This is a genomic window from Pseudobutyrivibrio sp. C4 (assembly GCF_900111635.1).
GTDB lineage: Bacteria > Bacillota > Clostridia > Lachnospirales > Lachnospiraceae > Pseudobutyrivibrio > Pseudobutyrivibrio ruminis.
Genome location: NZ_FOHF01000011.1, coordinates 43895 through 67601 on the forward strand (window position 1 = coordinate 43895; position 23707 = coordinate 67601).

Consider the following 23707-nt stretch of genomic DNA (forward strand, 5'->3'; position numbering starts at 1 on the left):
TTCTCGCTTAAGAATTATCAGAGCTTGTTAGCTACATCCTCATCTAAATGATGTACACATCGAATGTGTGCTACATCCTCATCTAAATAATGTACATCAATGACGATGCGATAACCTCCCCATTACCGCGGGGAGGCCGCATCGTGTTTAAATTATACGGGAAAGAGAGTAGTAATTATGGGTTTTTTAACTTATTTAGTTAATGGGTTAAGCCTTGGTAGCGTTTATGCCCTTATAGCACTTGGTTATACCATGGTATATGGTATTGCAAAGATGCTTAATTTTGCCCACGGAGATGTAATCATGATTGGTGCATACGTGGTATTTATGTGCATGTCTAATTCCGGCATGCCTGCTGTTGTTTCTATTGTTATTTCAATAGTATGCTGCACAGCCTTAGGAATGATAATAGAAAAGATAGCATACAAACCACTTAGAAAGGCAACAAACCTAGCGGTCTTGATTACAGCTATCGGTGTCAGCTACTTCTTGCAGAATATGGCACTTATGATATTTGGCTCAAATCCAGTATCTTTTACATCTGTTATTAATTGGGAAGGCCTTTCATTTGCAGATGGTGCATTAAAGATTACAGGAAATGCCATTGTTACAATCATCACTTGCGTTGTTATCATGATTGTATTGATGTGGTTTGTAAAGAACACTAAGCCAGGTCAGGCAATGAGAGCTGTATCAGAGGATAAGGAAGCTGCAGTGCTGATGGGAATTAACGTAAATGCAACTATTTCTCTTACATTTGCAATCGGCTCTGGACTTGCAGCAATAGCAGGTGCATTGCTTTGCTCATCATATCCATCACTTACTCCATACACAGGCTCAATGCCAGGTATCAAGGCATTTACAGCTGCTGTATTTGGTGGTATTGGTTCTATTCCAGGAGCACTTGTTGGTGGATTATTACTTGGTATAATCGAAATCTTAGCTAGAGCTTATATTTCAAGTCAGCTTGCAGATGCTATCGTATTTGCAGTATTAATCATCGTATTGCTTGTTAAGCCAACTGGTATTTTAGGCAAGCAGATTAAAGAGAAAGTGTAGGTGACAGAAATGAAGAAACTAAACAAATCTACACAGAAATTAATAACAACCTTAGCAGTAATAGTTGTTCTTTATATTGTAATGTCAATAATGGATGGAACAGGAAATCTAAGCTCTTTAATGAGCGGTTTATTAGTTCCAGTATGTGCATATTCTTTGGTGGCTGTTGGACTTAACCTTTGTGTTGGATATTTGGGAGAGCTTTCACTTGGACATGCAGGATTTATGTGCGTCGGCGCATTCACATCTGCGTTTTTCTCAAAGTTATTCCAGGATTCCATCCCAGATGTACCACGTTTCATCCTTGCTCTTGTCATTGGAACACTGATGGCTGCGTTATTTGGATTTTTGATTGCGATTCCAGTACTTCGATTAAGCGGTGATTATCTTGCAATCGTAACACTTGCATTTGGCGAGATTATCAAAAACGTAATCAATGTTTTGTATGTAGGTGTTGATTCAAATGGACTTCATTTTTCAATCAAGGATCAGATGTCACTTGGTATGGAGCCTACCGGAAAGATGCTTGTAAATGGTGCCCAGGGAATCACAGGAACACCTAGACAATCAACATTTACTATAGCAGTACTTCTTTTGATAATTGCGCTTATCGTAACACACAATTTTGTAAACTCAAGAACTGGTAGAGCAGTAAAGGCAATCAGAGACAATCAGATTGCAGCAGAGACTGTAGGTCTTCCAGTTACAAAATATAAGCTTGTTGCATTTACTATTTCTGCAGCAATAGCAGGCGTTGGTGGAGTTTTATATGCTCACAATATCAACTCCCTTACAGCTACAACAAACAACTTCGGCTACAACATGTCTATCATGATTCTTGTATACGTAGTCCTTGGTGGAATCGGAAATTTCTCTGGTTCTGTAATTGCAGCAGTTGTACTTACAATGTTGCCAGAAATGCTTAGAGGACTTTCGACATACAGAATGCTTATTTACTCAATTGTCTTGATTGTACTTATGTTATTTAACTGGGCTCCAGCAATTCTTAAGTGGCGTGAGGAACACGGTATTACTACAGCGGCAATTGTTGGCAAGTTTAAAAAGACAAAGGAGGTGCGCTAATGAGCTTACTAGAAGTTACTAATCTTGGCATTTCCTTTGGTGGACTTAGAGCTGTAGATGAATTCAATTTGAAAATTGAGCAGGGAGAGCTCTATGGATTGATTGGCCCTAATGGTGCTGGTAAGACTACAGTTTTCAATATGCTTACAGGTATTTACCAGCCAACAGATGGCAAAATCTTCCTTGATGGAAAAGATATTACAGGAAAGAAAACGGCAGAAATCAATAAAGCTGGTATAGCTAGAACATTCCAAAACATCCGTCTTTTTGGAGATCAATCAGTACTTGATAATGTAAAAATCGGATTACACAATTCCTTTGACTATGGAACGGCCACTGGAATCTTCAGATTGCCTAAATATTTCAATGTGGAAAAGGCAATGGATGAAAAGGCGCTTGAAATTTTGTCGGTGTTTGGACTTGATAAGGAAGCAGATGTACTAGCATCAAATCTTCCTTATGGAAAGCAAAGAGAGCTTGAAATAGCCAGAGCACTTGCTACAAATCCAAAGCTTCTTTTATTGGATGAGCCAGCAGCTGGTATGAATCCAAACGAGACAAAGGACTTGATGAACACAATCGCGCTGATTAGAAAAGAATTTGGCGTAACAATTCTCCTGATTGAGCATGATATGAAGCTTGTTTCAGGTATTTGTGAGAAGCTTACAGTTTTAAACTTTGGTCGTGTGCTTTCACAGGGGCAGACAACTGATGTATTAAACGACCCAGAAGTAATTAAGGCATATTTAGGAGAATAATTAAGAATAAAATCTAGAGGTTTACATATGTTAAAGGTTGAAGATTTAGTTGTTAATTACGGTGTTATTCAAGCACTCAAGGGCATTAGTTTTGAAGTAAATGAAGGAGAAGTAATCGCCCTTATCGGAGCTAATGGCGCTGGTAAGACAACAACACTACAAACAATTTCAGGAATGCTTACTCCTACCTCAGGAAAAGTACTGTTGGAAGGCACAGATATTACTAAGGTTCCAGGCCATAAAATCGTGTCCATGGGAATGGCTCACGTACCTGAAGGACGTAGAGTTTTTGCGGGATTAACAGTACTTGAAAACTTGAAAATGGGAGCATATACTAGAAGTAACAAGAGTGAGATTGCAGATGCATTTGAGCGAGTTTACGAGAGCTTCCCAAGGCTTAAGGAACGTCAAAATCAGCTGGCAGGAACATTATCAGGCGGAGAGCAGCAGATGCTTGCTATGGGACGCGCCTTGATGAGCCAGCCACGTATAGTTTTGATGGATGAGCCTTCAATGGGACTTTCACCAATCTATGTAGAAGAAATATTCAATATCATAGAATCTATCTCAAAGGCAGGCACCACAGTACTTTTAGTAGAGCAGAATGCTAAAAAAGCTCTTGCTATTGCGGATAGGGCTTATGTCCTTGAAACAGGCAATATAGTACTTTCTGGTGATGCAACAACTCTTCTAAATGACAACTCCATAAAGAAAGCTTATTTAGGTGAGTAGGGGGTACATCACATGGATGACAAAAAACTAGTTATCACAATCGCCAGAAGCTATGGCTCAGGAGGCTTGACTCTGGCAAAGAAGCTGGGAAAGGAATTGGGGATTCCTGTATACGACAGAGAAATTCTTCGTATGGCTTCAGATCAAAGTGGTATCAACGAGGAGATGTTCGGACAGGTTGATGAGCATGTTAGAAAGATATTCATGTCCGCAAAGGGCAAATACAAAGGCATGCCATTGACACCTGAGTATGCAGCATTTACTTCCGACGACAATCTTTTCGAACTGACGGCGGATGTTATCAAACGAATAGCTAACACAAGCAGTTGTATTTTCGTTGGTAGATGCGCAGATTATATTTTAAAGGATCGACCATATGTATTATCGCTTTTCTTCTATGCATCAGAGGATGATTGCTTGGAGCGACTCCACAAACAGGTTAGTGGAACAGACGAAGAGCTTATAAAGCGCATGCATGACATCGATAAACATCGCGCAGATTACTATCGTTACTACACAGGTCATGATTGGAATGATGCTAGAAACTACGATTTCTGTTTGGATACAGGAGTTATGGATTATGACAAATTAATCGAAGTAGTAAAGTCATACATCGATATTAAAAACAGATAAGATTAACTATAAAAGAGAGTTACTTTGGCAATCAAAGCAACTCTCTTTTAATGTGCTTTAAACCCGGTAATTCTTGCTTTTGCAGGTAGGCAGTGTTAAAGTCTTTTTGTTAAGATTATAGGATGAAGGATTCTTGTATGGAGAAAAAAATAAAGGCAGTTCTATTTGATTTAGATGGAACCCTTACAGATACAGAAAAATACTATCAGTCAGCATGGCCAGAGGCACTTAAGCATTTTGGATATGAGATGTCACCTGAGAAGCCACTTGAGCTTCGTTCTTTAGGCAGACCATTTGTATTGGAAAAATTCAAGGAATGGTATGGCGAAGATGTAGACTATTGGGCTATTCGTGATTATCGCAAAGCTTTGGTAGAGGATATTTTAAAAGAAGAAGGAATCCCTTTAAAGCCAGGTGTTCATGAAACACTTTCATGGCTTAAGGAGCATAACATCTTTATTTCTCTTGTGACAGCAAATGATAAAGAGCGTGCCCATAGATATCTTAAAAAAATCGGTCTCTTTGACTATTTCAACGCTATTATATGCGCAGATATGGTAGAGCAGGGGAAGCCTGCGCCAGATATATACGCCTATGCATGTAAAGAGTTGCAGGTGAATCCAGCAGAAACTTTTGCAGTTGAGGATTCTCCAAACGGTTGCATGAGTGCCTATAGAGCGGGATGTAATGTAATAATGATTCCGGATTTATCTGAGCCAGACGAAGAACTGCAAAAGATTTTATATGCACGACTAGATAGTTTAATGGATATGAAAAGCTTATTTGAAGCCTAACCCAATCAGGAGTGATTAAATGAATTTAAAAGTATTAAAGACACTTGAATATGACAAAATAATAAATAGACTTGCAGAATTGGCAACATGTGAGGCGGGAAAGAAACGATGCCTTGAGCTATTGCCAATAAATGATATAGAAGAAATCAAAATAATGCAACAGGAGACAGCGTGCGCGTTTAATCGTCTTGTAAAGTTTTCAGATGTTAGCGCTAGCGGCACCACAGACTTGCGTCCATCCCTTGCCAGATTGGAGCTTGGCTCAAGCCTTACCATAGAAGAGATTCTTGCAGTGGCTTCAGTTCTTGAGGTTACAAAAAGAGTTGCAACCTATGGCAAGCAGATGGAAGAGGAAGATGCATTAACATTTTATTTTAATGGCCTTTCACCAGAGGTGGCCATCTTAAATGAAATTAGAAGATGTATTATTGATGAAGAGACAATTGCCGACGATGCCAGCACAGCTTTGTATGACATTCGTATGGGAATGAAAAGAACAAACGACAAGATTAAGTCAGTTATGAATTCACTTCTCAACAATACAACTACTCGTGGCTATTTACAGGAGCCAGTTGTTACAGTACGTGGCGGCAGATTCTGCTTACCAGTGCGCTCAGATTTTAAATCAAGAGTTCCTGGAATGGTACACGACCAGTCATCTACAGGCTCTACATTCTTTATTGAGCCAATGCAGGCTGTTGATTTAAATAATGAGTTGAGAGAGTTGCAGGTTCGTGAACAGGATGAAATTGCCCGCATTCTTGCAAATATCTCAAACAGAATTGCGGAATCATCAGAAGGTATTATCAGAAACTTTGAGCTTCTTACAGAAATCGATTTTATTCTTGCTAAGGGTCGTTATGCAATCGAGCTTAACGCCAGCAATCCAGAATTTAACGAGGATGGAATCATTAATCTTAGAGGTGCAAGACATCCACTATTGGACCCTAAAAAGGTTGTAGCTACAGATATCAAGCTTGGTGAAGATTACAATCTCTTGCTTGTTACAGGTCCAAACACAGGTGGTAAGACAGTTTTGCTAAAGACATGTGGTCTTCTTACTTTGATGGCACAGGCTGGTCTTCACATTCCAGCAAAGGATAGAAGCCAGATTGCTGTTTTTGATGATGTATACGCAGACATTGGAGATGAGCAGTCAATTGAACAGTCCTTATCAACATTCTCATCTCATATGGTAAACATTGTCCACATTCTTGAGGCAATAAACAGTGGAAGCTATTCCCATGAGACAGAGGAAATGCTTGCAAAGACTCAAAAGGATTTGCATCACTCAAAGGTAATATATGGAACTAATCAGGAAGCTAAGGTTCCACAGTTCTTGATTCTTATTGATGAGCTTTGCGCTGGTACAGATCCAAAGGAAGGTGCAGCATTAGCTCAGTCTATTCTTGATAGATTACACACCTTGGATGTACGCACAATGGCAACTACTCACTACAGTGAGCTTAAGGTTTATGCTCTTTCGACAGAAGGAGTAGAGAACGCTTCATGCGAATTCTCACTTGAAACACTTAGCCCTACATATCATTTGATAATTGGTGTGCCGGGAAAATCCAACGCTTTTGCAATTTCATCAAAGCTTGGAATTCCTCAGGATTTAATAGATGACGCCCAGGGCCGTCTTTCAGAGGATGATAGATCATTCGAAGATTTGATGGTTGACTTAGAGCAGAAGCGTCACCAGGTGGAGGAAGATGCGGCAAAGGCAGCTGCAGACTTAAAGGAAGCAGAAGCAAAGCTTGCTAATGCCACAGCAAAAGAAGAAAAAATTAAATCACAGCGCGAAGAGCTTATTCGTCAGGCTCACGAGGATGCAGCAGCAATCCTTCAGGAAGCAAAGGATATTGCGGACGAAACTATTCGTGACTTTAATAAATTTGGTAAGGGCGGCGGCAACATTTCCGCAATGGAAGCAAAACGTGCAGCCCTTGGTAAAGGTATTAATAAATCAAAGAGCAAAGCAAAAGAAAAGGTTGAGGTTCAGGAGAATCATAATGTACCAACAAATCTTCATGTGGGAGATAAGGTAAAGGTATTGTCTATGAATCTAACAGGTAACGTATGCACCGCACCTAATGCCAAGGGAGATGTTACTGTTCAGATGGGTATTATGAAATCTACAGTAAATATCAAAGATTTGGTACTTATCGAAGAGGAAGATAAATTCGTTCCAAAGAAGGGAACCAGAGTCAAGAATATGACTTACGGTGGTTTCAACAAAGCAGCATCTATTTCACCGGAAATCAATCTTCTTGGTTGTACAGTAGATGAAGGTATAGCGAAGCTTGAAAAATATCTTGATGATGCATATATCAGTCATCTTACATCCGTACGTGTTGTTCACGGTAAAGGAACAGGCGCGCTTAGAGCAGGTGTGCAGCAGTATCTTCGCAAGTGTAAAAACGTAGCAGAATTCCATCTTGGAGAGTTTGGCGAAGGTGATGCAGGTGTCACAATTGTAACGTTTAAGTAGTTCAAAAGATTTACTATATAATGTTAATCCTTGCAATTTTTCAACAATAGAAGTATATTATATAAAGTTGTCGAGAAATAAAGGGGAGCATTATGGAGACTAATAGAAAAGAATTATTAACAGATGATCATTTAAATAGCCTTTTAAATCAGGCTGTATTTAAGAAATACCCACTTTTAATATTGGGTAATCTGACACAAAACACATACTACATGCTTACTAGTGAGAATTTCACATCCACTAAGTGCAGCGTTGCTGGCACCTTCGATGAACTAATCGAATCAGGTTGTTCTACTATTCATGATATGGATAAAGATTTATTTAAGAAAACATTTTCTAGAGAGAATCTTTTGAAGGAGCATGAAAAGGGCGCCGATAAGGTAGAAATCAGAGTTATTCAGGAAGGCGACGATGGACAGCTTCGTAGAGTTGAAATTACAGATTTCTTTGTAGAGGATAAAGAAACTGATGATGTGTTAGTAGTGTCATTTAATCGAAATATGTAAAAATTAGGACTGGCTACATGGGCCAGTCCATTTTTTAATTCTTTATTACAGCTACGCCATATTTGTCTAGGTGTAGTTTTCCATCAATTGATGTACAAGAAATCAGTTCAAATCCATTTATCTTTGATATACATACTGGTTTATCAGTGCAGTTAAGATAGAAGTCATATCTAATATCATTAGCGAATCTAGTGTGTTTTTCGATTCCTGCTGGAAGCTTGCTATAAGGAATTTCAGCTCTATCAAGCATTTCACGATATAGGAATTCGATGTCATCTTGATTAGTACGGCATGCTACATAGTAAGCATATCCCTTTTCAAATTGATTTCTTGTAATGGCAGGAGTTCCAGCCATATAGTCGTTGTCATATCTTGCCAAAACATCTGCAGTTACATCTCTAAGTAATTCCTGGTAATCACGAACTGCAGCAGAGTGATATGTAAATCCTGTTTTATGTCTTATTCTAATATTTACAACATCTTCTGGATAAAGTGTATCGATTTCCTCAGAGCGAAGGCCAAAAATATTGTGAAGCCCATCACCTGGAAATCCTCCAAGCCAGTTCAAACAACTTTTATCCACATAGCCGGTAAAGTAGGTTGCCATGAATTGTCCACCTTCACCGATGAAATCAGCTATCTTATCCCCAATTCCATCGTGAAGAAGATAAAGCATTGGTGCACAAATAATTTTATAATTTGACCAATCCATATCAGAAGATATAATGTCTGGCTCAATTCCAAAGCTCATAAATTCATTGTAGATTTCCATACAGGTCTTGTCGTAGTTCTTTGTATCCTTTGCAAGAGCCCAAGCATCATCTATGGCCCATCTGTTGTCCCAATCAAAAAGAATAGCTACTTTATTGTCTGAAACAGATCCTGTTATCTCTGATATGTGATTTAAATCATCACCAAGTGAAGCTACTTCCTTAAAAATTCTTGTGTCATTGGTACCAATATGATCTATAACAGCACCGTGATATTGTTCGGAAGAACCTCTGCCCTTTCGAATCTGGAAGTATTGAACTGTATCCGAACCAGTAGCAACAGCCTGCATTGAAATAAGCTTATGTACCCCGGGACGACGATATTTGTTATATGGTCTCCAGTTAACTACACCAGGAGCGGACTCCATCATCATAAAAGGCTGACCTGGTTTCATGCTTCTAAACAAAGCATGATTGAAGCTTCGCTCAAGCATAGTATCTGCGTCGGATTGCCAGTTGTTGTGAAGTTCAGGATAGTTGTCCCAACTGATTACATCTATGAACTGACTCATATAGTGGTAGTCATAATCCATAAACATTTCCATAAAGTTTGTGGTAGTAGGTTCTGTCGCACCGTTTTCTCTTAAAGTGTCTATTTCAAACTTCATGAAATCTGTAGCCGACCAGGTGTTAAATCTTTTCCAGTCTAGATTGAGGCCAAGCACGCAGTTCTCACCATTTGCATATGGTGGATCAATTTGATCAAAGCTATTGAATTTATGAGACCAGAATGTGGTCCACCAAGCCTTATTTAATTTTTCAATGTCATTATCGTATCTATCTGCCAACCATTCCTGAAATTTCTTGCGGCAAGTATCACAGTAGCAATATCCACCCAACTCATTTGAAATATGCCACATTAGAATGGCAGGATTTCCAGCAAAACGCTTTGCAAGAGCAGTATCAATGATGCGAACCTTCTCCCTATATTCTGGGGACTGCATACAATGATTATGACGAAGCCCATGATGATTTCTTACACCCATTTCATCACATCGCATAGCAGATGGATATTTTTCATCAAGCCATGCTGGACGCGCCCCCGATGGAGTGGCAAGTACTGTATAGATATTGTTGTTGTATAGCTTCTCAATGATAGCTGCAAGCCAGTCTAAATTGATGTTTCCTTCAGTGGGTTCGTGTACAGCCCAAGAGAAAACACCTAAAGTGACAGTATTAATATGGGCATCTCGCATGTAGGCAATATCTTTATCCAAAATATCTGGTCTATCAAGCCATTGTTCTGGATTGTAATCACCCCCGTGTAAAATCCCAGAAATCTTTGTAAAAAGCCTGTTTCGTTCCATATTTTCTTCTCCTTATACTTAAAAGAATAATATCATACGAAAAGTGCAAAAATGAATAAAAAAAAGAGAAATAATTTATATTTTCGACCATCCCATTCGCATTGATTATCGATGGGCTATCACTTATAATTAAATACATCTTTTGTGGCAATTATTTGCCTTAGAATGGAGTAATAAATGAAATATATTAACACCCTCAAAGAGGGAGACAGAGGTACAGAGACATACTTATGTAAGAAGAAAACACTTGGTGTATCTAAGACTGGAAAGGCATTCGAATCACTTACTCTGTGTGATAAGACAGGCACTATCGATGCCAAGATTTGGGATGTAGATTCTGAGGGCATCAGCGATTATGATGAGCTTGATTTCATTACAGTTACCGGCGATATCACTAGCTGGAATGGTGCTTTACAGTTTAATATTAAAAGACTTCGCAAAGCTAATCCTGGCGAGTTCGAAATATCTGATTATATCCCTTCTAGCAAGAAGGATATTGGTGAAATGTGGAGCGCTTTAATAAAGCTTATCAACTCAGTAAAGTCACCATATATGAAAGCATTACTTAACAAATACTTTGTTGAAGATAAAGAATTCATCGAGACATTCAAGGGGCACTCAGCTGCTAAATCTGTTCATCACGGTTTCACAGGGGGCCTTTTAGAGCACACTCTTTCAGTTGCTACAAACTGTGATTACTTCAGCAATCAGTATCCATTTTTAGATAGAGATTTGCTCATCACAGCAGCTATTTTCCATGATATCGGAAAGGTCCGTGAGCTTTCAGAATTCCCTAGAAATGACTACACTGACGAAGGCCAGCTCCTTGGCCACATCTTTGTTGGTGCCAGCATGGTAGACAGAGCTATCGACGATATCCCAAATTTCCCAGAGGTAAAGCGTAAAGAGCTTATTCACTGTATTCTTTCTCATCATGGCGAGCTGGAGTTTGGCTCACCAAAGAAGCCAGCTATTGCAGAGGCTATCGCCCTTTCATTTGCTGACAATATCGATGCCAAGATGGAAACAATCTTTGAAGCTCTCGAAAATGTTGAGGAAAACAACCTTACATGGCAGGGATTCAATCGTTTATTGGATTCCAACATCCGTAGAACAGGAAAGAATTAATGAATAAGAATGATATTGTAAGACTTACAATTGAAGATATGTCCTTGGAGGGAGCAGGAATTGGTCACACTGATGGTGTGACCATTTTTGTGAAGGACGCCGTGGTTGGGGATGTATGTGACGTCATCATCACAAAGGTTAAAAAGACCTATTGTTTTGCTGCTCTTAAGGAAGTTGTGGAGGCCAGCCCGTATCGAGTGCAGCCTGCCTGCCCAAATGCAAAGCAGTGCGGTGGGTGCCAGATTATGCAGGTATCCTATGATAAGCAGCTTGAGATTAAGGATAATATTGTAGCAAACAACCTTGTCAAAATCGGCGGATATGATAGAGAATTTGTGGACTCTATACGTGAGCCTATTATCGGCATGACCGAGCCACTTCGCTATCGCAATAAGGCCCAGGTTCCAATCGGCCTTGATAAAGATGGCAATATTATTGCAGGCTTTTACGGAGCCAGAAGCCATAGAATTGTTCCATCAGATGATTGTAAAATCTGCTCTAAGAAGAGCATGAATATCGTATATGCGGTAATCAATTATATGAATGAATGTAGCATCAAGCCATATGACGAGGTCACTGGTAAGGGCCTTATTCGTCACGTCCTGGTCCGCGAGGGTAAGGCCACAGGTGAGACTATGGTATGTGTAGTAGTAAACGGAGAGTCACTTCCTAAAGTGGATTCCTTGGTCGCTCATGTGAAGGCAGTTGAGCCTGGGCTTGCATCGCTTGTTCTAAATGTTAATACCCGTCGCGATAACGTTATCATGGGTTACGAAACCAAGGTGCTTTATGGCAAGGAAGCCATCAGGGATACCATTACGCTTACAAATGGCGATACTATTGCCTTTGATATCAGTGCCAATTCTTTCTATCAGGTAAATCATGACCAGATGGAAAGACTTTATAGTAAGGCCTTAGAATACGCTTCACTTACTGGTGTTGAGGATGTGTGGGACCTTTACTGTGGTATCGGGACCATTTCGCTTTCTATGGCAAAGCGAGCAGGCCGTGTAATCGGTATCGAGGTAGTACCTCAGGCCATCGAAAATGCCAAGGCCAATGCAAAGCTAAATGGCCTCGATAATGCAGAGTTCTACTGCGGTGAGGCAGAAGTGGTCCTTCCAGAGATTTATGAAAAGATGTCCCATCCAGATGTCATCATGGTAGACCCACCTCGCAAAGGCTGCGACGTAGTGGCTCTTGATACCATGATAAAAATGCAGCCATCTCGCATCGTTTATGTGAGCTGTGACAGCGCCACCCTAGCACGCGACCTCAAGCACCTAGAGGAGCATGGCTATCATTTAGAGAAATATACAGTGGTTGATCAATTCGGTCACACCATGCACACAGAGACGGTTGCAAAATTAGTTATAAAACGATAAATATTTCACAAAAACATCTTGATACATAACGCAAAAGGGATTATACTTCTCGTAATGTTTATTTTATGGTGAATGCTAGAAGTTACCATATTAAAGGGAGAAGCGTAATGGCTTTATATATGTATGTTTGCTCGAAATGCAAAAAGAAGGTTTACTTGAATTTTAATGATGTGAAATTATATATTGCTGATGGCAGAAAGCATATCTGTCCAGAATGTAAGAAAAGCATGTAAAAAGGGAGGTTTGTACCTCCCTTTTAGTATATTAGAAATTGATTGTCTTTGGAGCTGCTGTGAATGATGAGATAGTAGCTACTGCGTTCTTGAAGTAAAGAACCTCAGTATTGTCATCTTCAGCAGAGTACTGAGCCTTTAAGTCAGGATAGTTATCAAGCATGTGAGCCTTTGCTTCTACACGATCATCTCTTACAAGCTCTCCGCAAATACGAATCCACTGTCCATCTTTGAATGCACAGATTTCAACCTTTGGATTAGCCTGAATCTGCTTTGAAACATCCTTAGACTTTCCTGTCTGGATGTAAAGCTTATCTTCGAAAATTTCAATTGTGCCGAATGGGCGAACTCTTGGCTGGTCACCTTCTACTGTTGCAAGGTAGTAAATACCAGCATCTTTTAAAAACTGACAAACTTCTTTCATGAAAATATCCTCCTTATGAAATGAATTGTACACAATCTATTATAGATAAATGCTTGTATATTTTCAATTAAAAAGAAAAGGTTATTTTTTGCAGCTGTAAAGTAAATAACAACTGACCAAGAATAATATGAACCAGCATGCAAACCCATAAGTTTTTAGTACGACGATAAATATAATTCATAAATAAAACGAATAGAATTGTGAGCGCTATCATCGGGAAACCATAGGTGTAATGCATGGCTCCAAAGAATAGAGCGACAACGGAAACAGATTTATGCTTTCGATGGTTACCGACTAACAGTGTACGCATTCCGTCATAACCCATGACATTCATACAATATTCCTGCCAAAATGCAGTGAATGGATATAACATTGTGTTGGTTGTGATTTTTCCTGGAGTCAATCTATCAAGATAAAAGAATGGCTGGCAGCGCTTAAGCATAATTGGATTCAGCTGCAGTATTGCAAATTTTAATAGAATCATTAATCCACCGAAAAAGGCACAAACCAAGAAACCTCTGGTGATAGCATTCCATATTTTGGCTTTGTTTACTTTTAGTGGTTCAATCAGAAAGTCTGTAGGCACTTTTCTTACCAGCGGCACTAAAGTACCGACTGCCAGTATCAGTCCAACATAGTTTCCGATTCTGTATATGGAAGCGGATTCATAAAAATAATCGATGGCTGAATTGAAAATGATGTACAGCGACATGTAAGTCAGATAAGCAATAATTAGATACTCAGAATATTGCTTTTTTGGATCGATTCCAGATTTTGAAATTACCTTATTGTCCATAACGTGAGCCCCTTTAATACATTATAGAAATATTTTATCACATTTTTTAGCATTGGAACTATAAATTGTCAGTTTTTTATCCGATATAAAATACGAAGACTAGGCACATGGATGTGCAACAGTTTTCGGCGTTTGGCACTTTTATTTTCTTTATTTGTGGAAAGGAGTCCGCTATGAAGATTGAAAACAGCCATGTAAACATGGCATCTCAACACAATTCTTATTCTTACACCCATATTGAAACCGTTACAATTGAACAGAGAGCGAATGTGGATACGCTTGGTGCGATTGTTGAGTTATCAAAGGATGGGGAAAAATCATTAAAAGAATCACTAGAAGAGTATCAGAAAACTGAAAAGGAACAGGAAAAGGAAAGACAACAAAAGAATCTCCAAAGCATGATTAATCAAATGGCCGAGCATGATAAGCAGATTCGAGAGGCTAATGCTCAAATGTCCCAGTGGGATTTCGAAGATTTGCAGATTAGTCTTGTGAAGAAGATTCTTGATCTTCTCAATGGAAAAACAAGCCCTAACGACAAAAAGTTGTCTGATCAAGTGCGAGCCTTCAATGATTGGCAGCGCAATGTATTTTCAAAATGTGAAGTGGATGGAGTGAAGTTTAGTGTAAACGGAGCAAAGCAAAACACACTTGATTTATCATCAGCAGGTAGTACAACTACCCAGGTATGGCAGCGCATTACTGCAACATCCGGTTCTCATTTGGAGTATGAAAATACGGGATTTAAGAGCACAGGAACGGTGCAAACCTCCGATGGCCGTAGCATAAACTTTAATGTGGAAGTAATGTTAGGCCGCAGCTTGTCTCAAAAGATTGATTCCATATCAGAAGAGACGTACACAAGAATTCTTACAGACCCGCTTGTAATAAACATGGATACAAATGCCACAGCAATAGCTGACCAAAAATTTAAGTTTGATATTGATTCAGATGGAAAGGAAGATGACATTTCTTTTGTTGGACAGGGAAGTGGCTTCTTGGCTTTGGATAAAAATGAGGATGGCAAGATTAACGATGGTTCAGAATTATTTGGAACAAAGTCTGGCGATGGCTTCAGAGATTTGTCAGAATATGATGAAGACAAAAATGGCTGGATTGACGAAAATGATTCTATCTTCAACAAACTTAAAGTTTGGACCAAGGATGCAGAGGGAAATGAAAAGCTTCTAAATCTGAAGCAGGCTGATGTGGGAGCCATTTACCTTGGTAATATAGATACTGAATTTTCATATAAGAATGTGGCTGGTCAGACAGATGCAGTTCTTAGAAAATCAGGCATCTATTTGAAAGAAAGCACGGGAGCTGCAGGAACAGTGGCCCATGTTGATTTGTCGTTGTAGTATTAGTATTTAGAAGTGCCATAATATGATTTTCAACTAGGAGTCTTAGGTAAAGGCTCCTAGTTTTTTATTTTAATCTTTTTCTTAAACAAATCTTAATAATTTACCCCATTGGAACTTAAGATAATATACAATATTATATATTTGTGATTAATCATAGGAGACCGAAAGGTCCAAACAATATGGGAGATAAAATGAACAAAATTCTAATATGTGATGATGAACCAGATATCATTTCAGCGTTAAAAATCTATCTTGTAAGTGAAGGTTTTGAAGTGATTAGTGCTTCAAATGGAAAAGAGGCAGTTGATATTCTTAAAGCACAGTCTGATATTAAGCTAATCCTAATGGATGTGATGATGCCTGTAATGGATGGTATTGCGGCCATGGCTGAAATAAGAACATTCTCAAATGTGCCAATCATCATGCTTACTGCCAAAAGCGAAGATGCTGATAAGGTCATGGGGCTAACAATAGGCGCTGACGATTATGTAACAAAGCCTTTTAATCCAGTAGAGCTGATGGCTAGGGTTAAATCTCAGATTAGAAGATACACGCTACTTGGCGCATCAACCGTTGAAGCTTCGGATAATGACAGCATTCTTCAAATTGGTGGCATCGAGCTAAATGATAAATCTAAAGAGGTTACACTTGATGGCAATCTGGTAAATCTCACTCCGCTTGAATATGACATATTAAAACTACTTATGACACATAAGGGGGAAGTTCTCTCACCACGCGACATTTATGAGAAGGTTTGGAATGATACAGTGCTTGGCGCAGAAAGCACTGTGGCTGTTCATATCCGCCATCTCAGGGAAAAATTAGAATATGACAGTGCCAATCCAAGATACCTAAAGGCTGTCTGGGGGCACGGATATAAGATTGATGACTAGCTCATCAGGAGGATGATTATGAAACGACTATACAGTAATGCAAGTAAGATACTTCTTGCAGTGGGATGCACTATTTTTGCATTTATTTGCGTTTTATCACTGGTGATATGCGCATTCTTCCAAAGCTGGAAGTTATATTCGAATGATAAAGATGCATTTTCAGATTTTGTTTATCGATATGCAGGCACAAGTTATGCCACTTTAGCTCTTTCTGATAATCAGGATGACTTTAGTAAAGACAAGCTAGATGAAATGAATTGTTATTATGGAATCATCAAGGGGACAAATGCTGAAAACATTGATCTTGATGATGAATCTTTGTATTTATATAAAAATTTCACCACAACTGTTCCAGATAATGCTTATGTAGGAGATTACAGTATTAATCCAGATACAGAATTTGTGCTTAGTGATAATTTCCTGGACATATGGGGTGGCAATCAGATTATTGATGTAAATACTACTGAATGGAAAACTTATGATATCAATGGTATTGGTTATGATCCTATAAGTCAGAACATGTACGTATATAGTAACGGTGAGTTTTACAAGCTTAGTGAGTCATGTTATGACATTTGTACAGTCACATATGCTGATGAAGAGTCAAAAGAAGATGCTTATTGGAACTCATCTGCAAATATTATTTACAGAAAAATTTGGGAAGCCAATAAACCGGATGCGGTAGATTATTATACTCCTTTAGAAGAGGGAGATAGTGATGAGACAACATATACAATAGAAGATGAGGATTCGGATGAATCTACAGAAGAAGAAACAACAGAAGAATATGAAGTTGATTATTTGCCGGCAGAACGTGCTCTGCCTAATGCTCCTGTAGAAAATACAGATGGTTTGTATATTGAAGATACCCAGTTTTCTCCAATCACAGATAGTATAGAAGATTTTGCTATTAATATTTATGTGGACGGGTACGGAGAGGAAGCACCAATGGGTGAATATATTGCTGACTTTTCTACTATACATAACACACTTTCAGAAATAAATTATGAAGCATATTTAGAAACTGCTTCTACAGTTGAGGTTGCAACTTTAAATCCTGAAACAGAAAATTATGTTTTTGTATGCTTCCCTAAAGATACATTTAATGGAGTAAATGATTTTTATGCACAGGCTAAATGGTTCATCGGATTTGCCGAGGATACAAAATACGTATTTCCGATAGCAGCGGTCCTTTCATTTATACTTTCAATCCTATGTTATGTTCTGTTTATGAGTGCAATTGGTCATAAAAAAGATTCCGATGTAATTAGCGTTAATTGGATTGGTAAGGTTTGGACTGATGTATTTTTCTGGTGCGCTATTATTACGGAATATATTATTTTTGCAATATCCTATTGGCTTGTAGAAACAATGAGAGATAGCAATTTATCTCTTGGAATGTCTATATTTATATTTGGAATAGTTACAGCAGCTATGATGGCAGTAGGTCTTATGTGGTCTACAAACTTAGCGGTAAATGTAAAGCTACATCGATTCTTCAAGCATACATTTGCCTACAAAATTATCGTCTGGGGGAAGGGGCGGCTTGCTATCCTTCAGCAGCAGTCAATAAAGATTCGTAAAAATATTAAATGGACTAGAAGAATTTGGTTTATCTTTATCGTAATTACGATAATTGAATATTTTGTAATTAAGATGTCGTACGATACTAGAGGAATTGCGCCTTTCTGGGTGCTTGAAAAAATAGCTTTTACTATAGCACTTCATAAATTGCTATATAGCTATGCCAAAATAAAGGAGACAGCCACAGCCCTTGCGGCAGGAGATTTATCAGCCAAGGTTGATTTAAAGGGGATGCCACTGTTTTTAGAGGAGCATGCCGTTGCTATGAATCAAATTGGTGATGGTATCAATGTAGCTCTTGATGAACGAACCAAAAGCGAGAGAATGAAGACTGAACTTATAACTAATGTCTCTCACGACATTAAGACTCCGCTTACATCAATCATCAACTATGTGGATTTGCTTGACAAAGAGAAGATTGATAATGATAAAGCAAAGGAATATTTAGGTGTCCTTAGCCGCCAGTCAGCTCGTCTGAAAAAGCTAATAGAAGATTTAATAGAAGCATCAAAAGCATCTACAGGAAATATAAAGTTTACCATGGAAAAAATAAATGCTGTTGTTCTTTTAAATCAATCAATAGGTGAATTTAGTGAAAGACTAGAAGCTGGCAAGATTACAGTAGTAACAGATTTTCCAGCAGATGACATCTTCCTTATGGCGGACAATCGCTATCTTTGGAGAGTTTTTGATAACCTTATGTCTAACATCGTAAAATATGCGCAACCGGATACAAGAGCGTATATTGATTTGAAGAGAGTAGACGGCAAAGTCAGATTTAACTTTAGAAACACATCAAAAAATGAGTTAAACATTTCAGCAGATGAGCTTATGGAGCGTTTTGTTCGTGGCGACAAGTCTCGTTTCACAGACGGAAATGGCTTAGGTCTTTCCATAGCAAAGAGCTTAACAGAATCAATGGGAGGCTCATTGACTCTTGAGATTGATGGAGATTTGTTTAAAGCAATAGTTGAATTTGACGAGCTTAAAACAGAAGAATAAAAATAATAAACTTAACCTGTTAATTTGTGGCAAAACCTGTCCGATATAAAACATGGAGAATGAAAAAGGAGGGTTTTGATGAGTACGATTAATAATTCTTATGAGTATTATCAGAGTAGTCAAGGTCTGCTTTCAATGTTAAATAGCAAAAAAAGTGGAAATGCGCTTATCGACCAAATCATCTCAAACAATGATTTGAAATATCAGCAGAAGATGGAATCCATGGGACTATCATCTAGTAGCTCCAACAGCAAATACAAAAATGTTGATAAGGCTGCTACAAATCTTTTGGATGCTCTTTCAAAGCTTGATGATAAGTCTTTATATGAGGCAGAGTCAGGAAAAGAATATGATAATGCTGACTTGTTAAAGGGAGTTACTAATTTTGTAACTGCTTATAACAGTACTATCACAAATCTAACCTCATGTGGAGGCACATTATACAACACATTCCAATCAGAGTTCTTGGAGGCTTATAAAGCGAAGGCAGAAGACTTTGCCAATATCGGAATTACGATGGGCAGCGATAACAAGCTTGTAATTGATCAGGAAAAGCTTGCAGCTGCAAATCCAGAGGATATCAAAGCTCTACTTGGTAGTACCTCTTCATATTACAAAAACATTGCCAGCACAGTTGATTCTATTGACACAATAGTCAATAAGGCTATGGCGCTAAGCTCAGGAACTTATAGTTCGAGTGGCTTGATGCTTTAAACGATATTAAGGATATCAAAAGGTTCATGGATGAAATAACAATCATTCATGAACCTTTTTCATTTGTAAGGTATAGGAGAAGACTATGCAGATATCATTTGATTTAGGAAACATGAGTTTTCAAAATAATAGTATAGATGGCCAAACGGTATCAGCTCATTTGACGAATGTGGTTAGAAAATTACAGGAGGAAGCCTCTGATTCAAATAGCAAGGAAGATCCTAAGCTGATGGAAAAAATACAGGCAAAAATAAAAAGCGGGAAAAGGCTAACTAAAAAGGAAGAGTCATATTTAAAAGAGCACAATCCAGAACTCTATCTACAATATCTCAGAATTAGAAGAATGGCTGAAAATCTGGAGCATCAGCTGAAGACTGCCCAGTCTAAAGAAGAGGTTAACGACATTATTTTCTTTGCTTACAACAGTATTTCAGATAAAGATGAATATAAAACGGCTATAATTGCAGCCTTGGATGAAGTAGTAAGGGAATTCAAAAAGACAGATGCATATGCTAGTTTGCCTAGCAATAATGATGAAATAGAAGAGGCAAGAAAAACTAATAGAAACAAAGGCGAGGGCTTGGAGGACGAGGCTGAAAATGCTAGTATAGGAGAAGATGATTTTGATGTTATGGCATGGTCTCCTTTACAAGAAGTAATAGATTCTATGCCGACTCTGGATTTACAGTCTTAGCGGAGGATAATAATGACTAAAATACTTTTTGTTTGCCATGGTTCAATTTGTCGCTCGCCTATGGCCAAATATGTAATGCAGGATATGGTAGACAAACGCGGAATTGCAGAGGATTTCTATATCGACTGTGCAGCTATGACATACGAGGAAATAGGCAATCCAGTATATCCACCAGTTAGACAACTGCTTAATGAAAAAGGCATAGATTGTAGCGGCTATGGAGCTCGTCATATTAGAAAAGACGAGTACAGAGATTATGATTATATAATTGGAATGGATGCAGAAAATATGCGTGACCTACGCTATGAATTTGGTGAAGACAGGGACAACAAAATATACAGGCTTCTTGATTTTACCGATAGACCACGTGATATTGATGATCCTTGGTACACTCGAAAGTTTGACGTTTGTTATAGGGATGTATTGGCTGGTTGCGAAGGCCTTTTAATGCATCTAAATTATTAATATTGATAACAAGAAAAGCTCTTAGTCTTGCTGGCTAAGAGCTTTTAGTATATTTTTTTATAAATTCGTCCATTGGAATTGGAGGCGAATAGTACATTCCTTGCAGATAATCGCATCCAATAGATTTCATTGTTTCTTCTATTTCTTTTGTTTCGATACCTTCGGCAGTAATGCTATATCCGGTTTTTTTGAATGCTTCTATCAGCATAGGTAAAAGTAAATTTGGATTATCACAGTAGTCCCATACAAGACTCATATCAATTTTTACGTTAGAAAATGGCGAATGTTTAAGCCTACTAATGTTTGAATAGCCTGTTCCATAATCATCGAGAGAAAACAGGAATCCTTTTTGACGAAGACTTTGAATTTGATTATCCATAATATCATCATCAACGATTGCCGCTTCGGTTATTTCAAGATGAATGTCTGAAGGACGAAGATTATATCTCTCAATGAGTTTACTGAAATCTGATGCTAAATCCTTTTTCATAAATTGTGCGGCAGATAGATTTACATTAATCCACTCTAATCCCAATGCACTCATGTCATTTTCGCTGATGAATTTACAGGTTTTCTCAAAAACCTGTTCGCCCAGTTGATTTATTCGACCATTGCTTTCCGCAATTGGAATAAACTTGTTAGGAGATATTATTTCGCCTTTATCATCTCTAATTCTACATAGACTTTCGGCACCTACCAAAGTATTTGTCTGGGCATCCATAATAGGCTGCAAAAATACTTCAATTTTATTGTTTTCGATTGCTTTTTCAAGGGCCCTCTTGATGGCGGTATTGTTTTGTATTGTATCAAACATTTCTCGGCCCACAAGTATATGAGACTTGTCCGTACTATTGTTGGCCTTGCTCAGGGCGTTTACTAAAGTATTAATAACGATATCTGAATCATACATTTCATAGTCAGGGCTTACTTCAACAAATCTTGCCTCCAAATACAGTTCAACGTTGTCGGATAACCAAGGGGACTTGAAACGTTCTTCGATTTTTTTAATTACAGCCGGAACATCTACGTTAGATTTTGTCATAATGACAAATCTGCCTGATCGATAATAAAATAGCTTTTCTTTTGGGAGAATTCGTCTTAGGTATAAACCGATGAGACGGATACCAACATCCATCTGCTTTGCACCATAGATTTCTATAGCTTCCTGATAATGTCTAATCACAAATGCAAATATAGTGTTATATTTTTGCCTAGTTGTATCTTGAAGAATGATTCGTAGTCCTTCGCTATTGAATAAACGCGTCCTTCTTTCTATAAAATACTCTGGATTCATAAAAAGAAGATTAATAGAGATTATTGTCATGACGCAGAAAGTATCCATCATTAGATATCTTGGGAACATGATTCTAAATATTAAGCCAACGAGGAGGATTAATAAATAGAAAAGAATACCGAAAAAATCTCTCTTAGCTTTAAGCCTGCTTTTAAAAGTTACAGTAGATTGTATGCTGAAGAATAGATATATAGCGAAATTTAAAACAATAATATTATATAAAGATCCACGCTGATAACCTGTACTTCCTATAAAAAATACAGCTTTTGTAAATGGGGAAGACAGCGTTACTACCTCTGTAATAATCATAGGTAAGCGGCATAAAAATGTTCTAAATTGATTCTCTGTTGGCTCCAACTCAAGAATGCTACAAGTGAACACAAAGAATGCGTATGCTCGTAAGATGAAGAAAATAAAGTAAAACATGTTGCTGGAAACAACTACGAATTTGGGCAAATCTTGATAGTTCTCACAGGCCCAGCTGGAGAATATATCAGATGTAATTACTGCAGTTTCAATTAATAAAAGGCTGACAAAGTTTTTGTTGACGCGGATAGGCAACCTTTGCAGCATAAAGTAATTGATTAGTAATATCGCCAATATTAAGATGCTAGGTATAGCGAAACTATAATCCCACATAAGCCCCTCATTCAAATAAAATCTATAGCTCTCCCTACAAATAATTGTATGCTATTATATCGGCCAATTCCAATGAACAATCTGTGACGGAAATAAGAATATGTTGCAATTAAGTAAATACCTTTTTATCATTTAAAGTAGACATGTTATCTACTACAGGATGATTATTGTTATGTATATAAAAGTAGGAGGAAATAAATATGAAGATTGCAATGGCAAATGATCATGCAGGAACTCAAATGAAGGAGGAAATCAAGGCTTACTTATTGAGTCAGGGATATGAAGTAGAAGATTTTGGTACATACGATGATAATAGCTGTGACTTATCAGACTTTGTTTATCCAGCAGCTTTAGCAGTAGCTAAGGGCGAATGCGAAAGAGGAATATTCTGCGATGGTGTAGGTTATGGTAGTGCACTTATTGCAAACAAGATAAACGGATGCTATGCAGCAGTATGCCAGGATCCATTATGTGCAACATTAGCTCGTCAGCATACAGATTCAAACATCCTTTGCCTTGGTGCAAAAATCATTGGTGGTTTGATGGCAATGGAAGTAGTTAAGACATGGCTTAATACTGAACCATTGATGGAAGAAAAGTATAGAAGAAGAGTACAGAAGGTTTGCGATATCAACGATAAGCATTGCGTGCCTGTAAAGTAAAGTTGAGGTGCAAGTAAAGGGATTATAATTGGTATTGTGGGGTATTTACAAATATTGTACAAACAATTAGTGCAATTCAAACAAAAGGGTGCTTTTAGGGTGAATAGATTTACTTTAATAAAATCCTCAAAAAAGGCTTTACAAGTGATGATACAGGTGATATTATAATCGAGCACTGAGGGACAGCAAGTCACACAGAGCAAAACAAATAAACGAAGATTGATAACTGAACAGTGAAACAAACCTTGAATTAATACAGTTTTGTATAAAACATGTATCCTTGAAATTCATTTA

The 23707-nt window shown here is 38.1% G+C and carries 22 protein-coding genes; 18 read left to right on the plus strand and 4 right to left on the minus strand.

Translation table 11 applies throughout. The features are described 5' to 3' along the window. Positions 1-177: 177 nt before the first annotated feature. The 8 genes from BMY66_RS13205 (at position 178) to BMY66_RS13240 (ending at position 8059) form a co-directional block, all read left to right on the plus strand. Positions 178-1059, plus strand: a complete 882-nt coding sequence (locus tag BMY66_RS13205; protein WP_074792222.1) for a branched-chain amino acid ABC transporter permease — start codon at positions 178-180, stop codon at positions 1057-1059. A gap of 9 nt (positions 1060-1068) precedes the next feature. Continuing rightward, positions 1069-2142 carry a branched-chain amino acid ABC transporter permease gene (locus BMY66_RS13210; protein WP_074792268.1) on the plus strand — a complete coding sequence of 358 codons (1074 nt, stop codon included), beginning with the start codon at positions 1069-1071 and terminating at the stop codon, positions 2140-2142. Beyond that, positions 2142-2900, plus strand: a complete 759-nt coding sequence (locus BMY66_RS13215) for an ABC transporter ATP-binding protein (RefSeq protein ID WP_044936266.1) — start codon at positions 2142-2144, stop codon at positions 2898-2900. The genes BMY66_RS13210 and BMY66_RS13215 overlap by 1 nt, the downstream gene beginning before the upstream one ends. 27 nt (positions 2901-2927) lie before the next feature. Further along, on the plus strand, positions 2928-3632 hold the full coding sequence (locus tag BMY66_RS13220) for an ABC transporter ATP-binding protein (RefSeq protein WP_033152994.1): 705 nt from the start codon (positions 2928-2930) through the stop codon (positions 3630-3632). Between the two features lie 12 nt (positions 3633-3644). Then, complete coding sequence (locus BMY66_RS13225) at positions 3645-4265, plus strand: cytidylate kinase-like family protein (protein ID WP_033152996.1); 621 nt, start codon at positions 3645-3647, stop codon at positions 4263-4265. A gap of 137 nt (positions 4266-4402) precedes the next feature. Next, positions 4403-5059, plus strand: coding sequence for an HAD family hydrolase (locus BMY66_RS13230; RefSeq protein WP_090395463.1), 657 nt, complete (start codon positions 4403-4405; stop codon positions 5057-5059). 19 nt (positions 5060-5078) lie between these two features. Then, positions 5079-7553 (plus strand): endonuclease MutS2, encoded by a 2475-nt coding sequence (locus tag BMY66_RS13235; protein WP_090395464.1) that lies wholly within the window; start codon positions 5079-5081, stop codon positions 7551-7553. Between the two features lie 92 nt (positions 7554-7645). Beyond that, the gene (locus tag BMY66_RS13240; protein ID WP_090395465.1) at positions 7646-8059 is read left to right on the plus strand and encodes a hypothetical protein; all 414 of its coding nucleotides are present in this window, start codon (positions 7646-7648) and stop codon (positions 8057-8059) included. Positions 8060-8093: 34 nt separating this feature from the next. Here BMY66_RS13240 and BMY66_RS13245 read toward each other — a convergent pair whose 3' ends face one another. Further along, positions 8094-10136, minus strand: a complete 2043-nt coding sequence (locus tag BMY66_RS13245; RefSeq protein WP_090395466.1) for a beta-galactosidase — start codon at positions 10134-10136, stop codon at positions 8094-8096. Positions 10137-10313: 177 nt separating this feature from the next. Between BMY66_RS13245 and BMY66_RS13250 the strand changes: the two genes are divergently transcribed. From BMY66_RS13250 to BMY66_RS13955, 3 genes are all read left to right on the plus strand, one after another. Next, positions 10314-11264: a 3'-5' exoribonuclease YhaM family protein gene (locus BMY66_RS13250; RefSeq protein ID WP_044936258.1), complete on the plus strand. Its 951-nt coding sequence runs from the start codon at positions 10314-10316 to the stop codon at positions 11262-11264. Beyond that, the gene (gene rlmD / locus BMY66_RS13255) at positions 11264-12649 is read left to right on the plus strand and encodes a 23S rRNA (uracil(1939)-C(5))-methyltransferase RlmD (protein ID WP_090395467.1); all 1386 of its coding nucleotides are present in this window, start codon (positions 11264-11266) and stop codon (positions 12647-12649) included. The genes BMY66_RS13250 and rlmD overlap by 1 nt, the downstream gene beginning before the upstream one ends. 107 nt (positions 12650-12756) lie before the next feature. Next, entirely contained in the window at positions 12757-12882 is a 126-nt protein-coding gene (locus BMY66_RS13955; protein ID WP_256377526.1) for a hypothetical protein, read from the plus strand. 31 nt (positions 12883-12913) lie between these two features. Here the strand turns inward: BMY66_RS13955 and BMY66_RS13260 are convergent, their stop codons facing one another. Both BMY66_RS13260 and BMY66_RS13265 read right to left on the minus strand, forming a co-directional pair. Next, positions 12914-13306, minus strand: a complete 393-nt coding sequence (locus BMY66_RS13260) for a pyridoxamine 5'-phosphate oxidase family protein (RefSeq protein ID WP_074792252.1) — start codon at positions 13304-13306, stop codon at positions 12914-12916. A 67-nt stretch (positions 13307-13373) separates the two neighbouring features. Then, positions 13374-14102 carry a CPBP family intramembrane glutamic endopeptidase gene (locus BMY66_RS13265; protein ID WP_044936254.1) on the minus strand — a complete coding sequence of 243 codons (729 nt, stop codon included), beginning with the start codon at positions 14100-14102 and terminating at the stop codon, positions 13374-13376. Between the two features lie 173 nt (positions 14103-14275). Between BMY66_RS13265 and BMY66_RS13270 the strand changes: the two genes are divergently transcribed. From BMY66_RS13270 to BMY66_RS13295, 6 genes are all read left to right on the plus strand, one after another. Then, positions 14276-15463: a hypothetical protein gene (locus BMY66_RS13270; RefSeq protein ID WP_049960315.1), complete on the plus strand. Its 1188-nt coding sequence runs from the start codon at positions 14276-14278 to the stop codon at positions 15461-15463. Between the two features lie 194 nt (positions 15464-15657). Next, positions 15658-16359 carry a response regulator transcription factor gene (locus BMY66_RS13275; protein WP_090395473.1) on the plus strand — a complete coding sequence of 234 codons (702 nt, stop codon included), beginning with the start codon at positions 15658-15660 and terminating at the stop codon, positions 16357-16359. Positions 16360-16377: 18 nt separating this feature from the next. Continuing rightward, positions 16378-18945: a sensor histidine kinase gene (locus BMY66_RS13280; protein ID WP_177175675.1), complete on the plus strand. Its 2568-nt coding sequence runs from the start codon at positions 16378-16380 to the stop codon at positions 18943-18945. A gap of 78 nt (positions 18946-19023) precedes the next feature. Next, a complete protein-coding gene (locus BMY66_RS13285) occupies positions 19024-19659 on the plus strand; it encodes a hypothetical protein (RefSeq protein WP_090395469.1) in 636 nt (211 codons plus the stop codon). A gap of 85 nt (positions 19660-19744) precedes the next feature. Beyond that, positions 19745-20353 (plus strand): hypothetical protein, encoded by a 609-nt coding sequence (locus tag BMY66_RS13290; protein WP_090395470.1) that lies wholly within the window; start codon positions 19745-19747, stop codon positions 20351-20353. Positions 20354-20365: 12 nt separating this feature from the next. Next, a complete protein-coding gene (locus BMY66_RS13295) occupies positions 20366-20818 on the plus strand; it encodes a low molecular weight protein-tyrosine-phosphatase (RefSeq protein ID WP_044936252.1) in 453 nt (150 codons plus the stop codon). Positions 20819-20852: 34 nt separating this feature from the next. On the opposite strand, the gene BMY66_RS13300 is transcribed toward BMY66_RS13295, so the two are convergent. Beyond that, positions 20853-22751: an EAL domain-containing protein gene (locus BMY66_RS13300; RefSeq protein WP_090395471.1), complete on the minus strand. Its 1899-nt coding sequence runs from the start codon at positions 22749-22751 to the stop codon at positions 20853-20855. Between the two features lie 200 nt (positions 22752-22951). Between BMY66_RS13300 and BMY66_RS13305 the strand changes: the two genes are divergently transcribed. After that, positions 22952-23413 carry an RpiB/LacA/LacB family sugar-phosphate isomerase gene (locus tag BMY66_RS13305; protein ID WP_090395472.1) on the plus strand — a complete coding sequence of 154 codons (462 nt, stop codon included), beginning with the start codon at positions 22952-22954 and terminating at the stop codon, positions 23411-23413. Positions 23414-23707 lie beyond the last annotated feature (294 nt).

What these genes read in the sequence shown, in the direction of transcription:
- BMY66_RS13275 (WP_090395473.1), top strand. Translation starts at nt 15,658, where the DNA reads ATGAACAAAATTCTAATATGTGATGATGAACCAGATATCATTTCAGCG.
- BMY66_RS13210 (WP_074792268.1), top strand. Translation starts at nt 1,069, where the DNA reads ATGAAGAAACTAAACAAATCTACACAGAAATTAATAACAACCTTAGCA.
- BMY66_RS13300 (WP_090395471.1), bottom strand. Translation starts at nt 22,751, where the DNA reads ATGTGGGATTATAGTTTCGCTATACCTAGCATCTTAATATTGGCGATA.
- BMY66_RS13290 (WP_090395470.1), top strand. Translation starts at nt 19,745, where the DNA reads ATGCAGATATCATTTGATTTAGGAAACATGAGTTTTCAAAATAATAGT.
- BMY66_RS13215 (WP_044936266.1), top strand. Translation starts at nt 2,142, where the DNA reads ATGAGCTTACTAGAAGTTACTAATCTTGGCATTTCCTTTGGTGGACTT.
- BMY66_RS13205 (WP_074792222.1), top strand. Translation starts at nt 178, where the DNA reads ATGGGTTTTTTAACTTATTTAGTTAATGGGTTAAGCCTTGGTAGCGTT.
- BMY66_RS13225 (WP_033152996.1), top strand. Translation starts at nt 3,645, where the DNA reads ATGGATGACAAAAAACTAGTTATCACAATCGCCAGAAGCTATGGCTCA.
- BMY66_RS13955 (WP_256377526.1), top strand. Translation starts at nt 12,757, where the DNA reads ATGGCTTTATATATGTATGTTTGCTCGAAATGCAAAAAGAAGGTTTAC.
- BMY66_RS13245 (WP_090395466.1), bottom strand. Translation starts at nt 10,136, where the DNA reads ATGGAACGAAACAGGCTTTTTACAAAGATTTCTGGGATTTTACACGGG.
- BMY66_RS13270 (WP_049960315.1), top strand. Translation starts at nt 14,276, where the DNA reads ATGAAGATTGAAAACAGCCATGTAAACATGGCATCTCAACACAATTCT.
- BMY66_RS13305 (WP_090395472.1), top strand. Translation starts at nt 22,952, where the DNA reads ATGAAGATTGCAATGGCAAATGATCATGCAGGAACTCAAATGAAGGAG.
- BMY66_RS13295 (WP_044936252.1), top strand. Translation starts at nt 20,366, where the DNA reads ATGACTAAAATACTTTTTGTTTGCCATGGTTCAATTTGTCGCTCGCCT.
- BMY66_RS13235 (WP_090395464.1), top strand. Translation starts at nt 5,079, where the DNA reads ATGAATTTAAAAGTATTAAAGACACTTGAATATGACAAAATAATAAAT.
- BMY66_RS13250 (WP_044936258.1), top strand. Translation starts at nt 10,314, where the DNA reads ATGAAATATATTAACACCCTCAAAGAGGGAGACAGAGGTACAGAGACA.
- BMY66_RS13230 (WP_090395463.1), top strand. Translation starts at nt 4,403, where the DNA reads ATGGAGAAAAAAATAAAGGCAGTTCTATTTGATTTAGATGGAACCCTT.
- BMY66_RS13265 (WP_044936254.1), bottom strand. Translation starts at nt 14,102, where the DNA reads ATGGACAATAAGGTAATTTCAAAATCTGGAATCGATCCAAAAAAGCAA.
- BMY66_RS13220 (WP_033152994.1), top strand. Translation starts at nt 2,928, where the DNA reads ATGTTAAAGGTTGAAGATTTAGTTGTTAATTACGGTGTTATTCAAGCA.
- BMY66_RS13260 (WP_074792252.1), bottom strand. Translation starts at nt 13,306, where the DNA reads ATGAAAGAAGTTTGTCAGTTTTTAAAAGATGCTGGTATTTACTACCTT.
- rlmD (WP_090395467.1), top strand. Translation starts at nt 11,264, where the DNA reads ATGAATAAGAATGATATTGTAAGACTTACAATTGAAGATATGTCCTTG.
- BMY66_RS13280 (WP_177175675.1), top strand. Translation starts at nt 16,378, where the DNA reads ATGAAACGACTATACAGTAATGCAAGTAAGATACTTCTTGCAGTGGGA.
- BMY66_RS13285 (WP_090395469.1), top strand. Translation starts at nt 19,024, where the DNA reads ATGAGTACGATTAATAATTCTTATGAGTATTATCAGAGTAGTCAAGGT.
- BMY66_RS13240 (WP_090395465.1), top strand. Translation starts at nt 7,646, where the DNA reads ATGGAGACTAATAGAAAAGAATTATTAACAGATGATCATTTAAATAGC.